The sequence below is a fragment of the Longimicrobium sp. genome (assembly GCF_036280135.1).
Classification (GTDB): domain Bacteria; phylum Gemmatimonadota; class Gemmatimonadetes; order Longimicrobiales; family Longimicrobiaceae; genus Longimicrobium.
In genome coordinates this window covers 1-3899 of sequence record NZ_DASURI010000565.1, presented here as the reverse complement: position 1 = coordinate 3899, position 3899 = coordinate 1, and the positions used below count along the sequence as shown (strand labels likewise).

The following is a 3899-nucleotide window of genomic DNA, read 5'->3' as shown; positions in this document are numbered from 1 at the left end:
TGACCCACGACGGCGACAGCGTGCCGATGTTCACCGTGAGCGCCGAGGCGATGCCCACGAAGTCCTCCACCTCCTCGTTGGCGTGCACCATGGCCGGCGACGCGCCGATGGCCAGCAGCGCGTTGGCCGCCACGTCCATGGCCACGTAGTTGGTGATGCAGTGCACCAGCGGGCTGGCCTGGCGCAGGCGCGCGAGGGCGCGCCAGGCATCCATCGGGTCGGTCACGGCTCGGATCATCGTACCCTGGAAAGGCAAGGAGTCGTCCCGCACAACTCGCGGGACGACTCCAACTTGCGACAGACGCGGCCGGACGGAAAGCGGCTATCGTTACCCGCCGTTCCTCACGTCCGTTATACGGCACGCGACCAACTCGCGACGCGCTGTCCTCGCCGTGCTCTCATTCCGAGAGGCAATCTGGAAACCTGCATCCGTGATGCGTCATCCTGAGTCATGCGGCGCGGCGCCTAACCCTGCGGGATGAAAGCCGCCGCACTTCAACCTCCCCCAGGTTTTTCTTGGGGGAGGTGGGCGAGCTCCGCGAGCCCGGAGGGGGCGCTCGCGCGGTGCACGCCTCCACGCACGAGCCCAGCCCTGACGTTGGTTTCGGCCGAGGGCAGGATCGCGAGACGCGGTTGCGCTTCGCGTCCCAGACGTGTCAGCCGTGCGAGATGGCGGCGCCGCTCAGGGCGATGAAGACGACGAGGACGGCGGAGACGAGCGCGGCGGCCAGGGCGATCCACCCGCGGACGCCGTCCGGCCGGCGGCGCCACGCGGCGCGCAGGGCCGCGGCGCCGGCCAGCACCCACACGCCCGCGGCGCCCCACTGCTGGTGCGCCTCCAGCCGCGGATCGCCGGGCGTGACGCGGGAAAGCACGGCGGCCAGCGCGCCGCCGCCCGTAAAGAACGCGACGAACGCGGCCGCGCCGCCCAGCACCAGCAGCACGCCCGCGAAGGCCCGCACCCGGTCGCTGCGCAGCACGGCGCCCGCCAGGTCCGCCGCCGCGCCCGTGAGCAGGAGCGCGACGGGAAAGTGGACGACAAAGAGATGTGCCGACATCAAGCCGCGGTGGCGGCCGCCTGCAGCAGCCCGCGCGTGAGGGCGAACCGCACCAGCTCGCTGCGGTGGTGCAGGTTCAGCTTATCCATCAGCCGCTGGCGGTACGTTTCCACGGTCTTGTGGCTCAGGTGCAGCTGGTCACCGATCTCCGTGGAGCTGTAGCCCTCGGCGGTGAGCGTGAGCACCTCGCGCTCGCGGGGGCTCAGCAGGTCCAGCGTGTCGTCGCGCGCGGTGGCCTGGCGCGGCGCCCGCAGGGAGCGGGTGAGCACCGTGGCCGCGCTAGGATACAGGAACACGTCGCCCCGCGCCACCACGCGCACGGCTTCCACCAGGTCGGTGTCGGCGCTCTGCTTGGTGACGTAGCCGCTGCCGCCCGCCTCCAGCACGGGCACCAGGTGCTCGTCCTAGCCGTGCATGGTGAGCACCAGCACGCGCGTGCCCAGCCCCGCCGCGGTGATCTGCCGCGTGGCCTCCAGCCCGCTCACGCGGGGCATGGACAGGTCCATCACCACCACGTCGGGGCGCAGCTGCTCGGCCAGGCGCACGCCTTCGTCGCCGTCCGATGCCTCGCCCACCACTTCCAGGTCGGGCTCCGCCTGCAGCACCATGCGCACGCCCGTGCGCATGAGCGTGTGATCGTCCACCAGCAGAATACGGGTCTTTTGCATGGATGCCTCCTCGTGCTCCCGCGCCGGGTGGCGGCGGGCCGCTCACGCGCGGTCCTCGCGGTACGACATGCACGATAGTCGCGCCGCCGCGCATACGGAGCCGGGCGAAACGCGGCGGGAGCGTGGGGGAGGATTGGGTAGTGCGTGGGGGAGTTTCCGGACGTGGCGGGGAAGTGCGTGAGTACGAAAGAGCGTGAGTGCGAAAGTGCGAAAGTGCGCGGAGGACTCCACCCCTCCGATGAAGTCCTCCGTAACCGGCGTCTCCGCTTCAGAAGATTCGTCTCAGCCCGGGCGCGGACTGATGATGGCGAGAAAGTGCAGCGGCCCGCCCTCGCCGCACTGGATGGAGTGCGTCTCGCCCGGCGCGTAGACGGCGGATTCGCCGGGGCCCAGCGTCTCCTCCGCCCCGTCGCCGCGCAAGGTGCCCGTGCCGGAGACGACGTGCACGAGCACCGTGCCCGCGCTGTGATGCGGCGGCACCTGCTGGCCCGGGAGCAGGTGAAAGGCGATCACGCGTACGTTGGCCTCGTCGTGCAGCACGGCGGTGGACGGACGCTCCGCGCGCGCCGCCGGCGGATCGGCGGAAAGGCGCTTCATCGCGCGGGCTCCGACGCGGCGCGGTTCAGCGCGCTCAGCAGCTGCTCGGCGTCGGCGCCGTCGCGGGCGGCGGCATCGCGCAGGGTGGCGGCGCCCCCGCAGCACGCGTCGATGCCAAAGTCGTTGAACACGCCCACGGTGGCGGGATGCAGGCGGATGACCTCGTTGACGGTCGCCGTGTCGGCGATGGCGGATGGGGTGTGCATGGCGGTCAGCTCCGGGCCGTGAGGGGACGAGGCGCCGACTGCAGCGTCGGCAGCGTGGAGGCGAGGGGGCGCGGCGCGTCCATCGTCCGCCAAACGTTGTAGATGAAGAGGAACGCGCCCGTCGCGCTCAGCAGGGCGCCCGTGCCCAGCAGCGCCGCGCCCGCGGAGGCCACGTAGACGCGGACGATGAAGCCCGAGACCATCCCGGCCAGCCCCGCGTTGGCGATCCACACGTGCGCCGAGGCCAGGGCGCGGCTGTGCAGCGGGTGCCCGGAAAAGCGCGGGATCACGTGATAGGCCACGCCAAAGATCATCATGCTCACGAAGCCGAGCAGGTTGGCGTGCATGTGCGCCGTGCGGAACGCGATCCACGCGGGCCGAAGCGCCATCATCACGCCGATGACGACGCCGACGCCCAGCCACACGAGGCTGGCGCGGATGAACCTGCGGACGAAGGGGTCCATTGCGAGGGAACAGGGAACAGGGAACAGGGAATAGGGAATAGCCTGCAACTGCCTGAACTGCGGGTTACAGGGGACAGCCAGCAACGGCGTTCCTGTCGAAGCCGCCTTCAGCGCGCGAGACGGGGTTCAACCTCCCCCAGGGGTTTTGGGGGAGGTGGGCGAGCTCCGCGAGCCCGGTGGGGGCGCCGCGATGCCGCCGCGCTCTCCGGTCCCGTTCCCGCACGATCCACTTTCGCACTTTCGCACTGCCGTTCACCCTCCCCGCGCAAGGCGGACGGCGGCGATCACGAGGATCACGCCCACGACGGCGTTGACCCGCGCCAGCCAGGCGGCGCGGGTGCGGGCGCGCAGGGCGGCGGGGCTGCCGGGCGTCAGGCGCGAGGCGGCCGGACCCAGCACGAAGTCGTGCACGGCGCTGATCGCGATCATCGTCATCACCGACGCCAGCTTCCACGCCAGCGCGTGGCCGTAGCGCGAGGCCCAGAACGCGCCGTCGTCCATCCGCCCCAGCAGGCCGCGAAAGTGCAGGTTCAGCACGCCCGTCAGCACCAGCACGCCGATGGCCGCCCATCCCACGCCCCGAAATCGCTCGCCCAGGCGCCGGAACAGCTCCGCGCGCAGCGACGCCGGCTCCACGGCCCGCAGCACCGGCGCGCCCACCGCCCCCAGGAAGAACATCCCGCCCAGCCACAGCATCGCGGCCAGCACGTGCACCGTCACGTTAATCCAGTACGCCGTCGGCATCCGCCCTCCCGTTCGCTCATCCGCATCCTCAGAAGCGCTCGCCCTTCGCCTCGCGCAGGTGGCTGCCGACGGGGCGAATGCGCGGCCACATCGTCCAGAAGTAGACGGCGATGCCCAGCACCTGCCCCGCCCCGCCCAGCACCACGGCCCAGCGCTGCCACC

At 71.4% G+C, this 3899-nt stretch carries 8 protein-coding genes; all 8 read right to left on the bottom strand.

The features are described from left to right. Positions 1–214 (bottom strand): hydroxyethylthiazole kinase (locus tag VFZ20_RS18315; RefSeq protein WP_349264106.1); only part of this gene is annotated, 214 nt, incomplete at its 3' end. 442 nt (positions 215–656) lie between these two features. Then, positions 657–1058, bottom strand: a complete 402-nt coding sequence (locus VFZ20_RS18310) for a DUF2231 domain-containing protein (protein ID WP_329685370.1) — start codon at positions 1056–1058, stop codon at positions 657–659. Next, on the bottom strand, positions 1058–1450 hold the full coding sequence (locus tag VFZ20_RS18305) for a response regulator transcription factor (RefSeq protein WP_329685369.1): 393 nt from the start codon (positions 1448–1450) through the stop codon (positions 1058–1060). Before VFZ20_RS18305 ends, VFZ20_RS18310 begins: the two co-directional genes overlap by 1 nt. 12 nt (positions 1451–1462) lie before the next feature. Continuing rightward, positions 1463–1726, bottom strand: a complete 264-nt coding sequence (locus tag VFZ20_RS18300; RefSeq protein ID WP_329685368.1) for a response regulator transcription factor — start codon at positions 1724–1726, stop codon at positions 1463–1465. Between the two features lie 282 nt (positions 1727–2008). Next, complete coding sequence (locus tag VFZ20_RS18295) at positions 2009–2323, bottom strand: cupin domain-containing protein (RefSeq protein WP_329685367.1); 315 nt, start codon at positions 2321–2323, stop codon at positions 2009–2011. Continuing rightward, positions 2320–2529: a DUF542 domain-containing protein gene (locus VFZ20_RS18290; protein ID WP_329685366.1), complete on the bottom strand. Its 210-nt coding sequence runs from the start codon at positions 2527–2529 to the stop codon at positions 2320–2322. Before VFZ20_RS18290 ends, VFZ20_RS18295 begins: the two co-directional genes overlap by 4 nt. A 5-nt stretch (positions 2530–2534) precedes the next feature. Next, entirely contained in the window at positions 2535–2993 is a 459-nt protein-coding gene (locus VFZ20_RS18285) for a cbb3-type cytochrome c oxidase subunit I (RefSeq protein WP_329685365.1), read from the bottom strand. 252 nt (positions 2994–3245) lie between these two features. Beyond that, the gene (locus VFZ20_RS18280; RefSeq protein WP_329685364.1) at positions 3246–3737 is read right to left on the bottom strand and encodes a DUF4149 domain-containing protein; all 492 of its coding nucleotides are present in this window, start codon (positions 3735–3737) and stop codon (positions 3246–3248) included. Positions 3738–3899 lie beyond the last annotated feature (162 nt).

What these genes read in the sequence shown, in the direction of transcription:
- VFZ20_RS18290 (WP_329685366.1), bottom strand. Translation starts at nt 2,529, where the DNA reads ATGCACACCCCATCCGCCATCGCCGACACGGCGACCGTCAACGAGGTC.
- VFZ20_RS18295 (WP_329685367.1), bottom strand. Translation starts at nt 2,323, where the DNA reads ATGAAGCGCCTTTCCGCCGATCCGCCGGCGGCGCGCGCGGAGCGTCCG.
- VFZ20_RS18285 (WP_329685365.1), bottom strand. Translation starts at nt 2,993, where the DNA reads ATGGACCCCTTCGTCCGCAGGTTCATCCGCGCCAGCCTCGTGTGGCTG.
- VFZ20_RS18280 (WP_329685364.1), bottom strand. Translation starts at nt 3,737, where the DNA reads ATGCCGACGGCGTACTGGATTAACGTGACGGTGCACGTGCTGGCCGCG.
- VFZ20_RS18310 (WP_329685370.1), bottom strand. Translation starts at nt 1,058, where the DNA reads ATGTCGGCACATCTCTTTGTCGTCCACTTTCCCGTCGCGCTCCTGCTC.
- VFZ20_RS18300 (WP_329685368.1), bottom strand. Translation starts at nt 1,726, where the DNA reads ATGCAAAAGACCCGTATTCTGCTGGTGGACGATCACACGCTCATGCGC.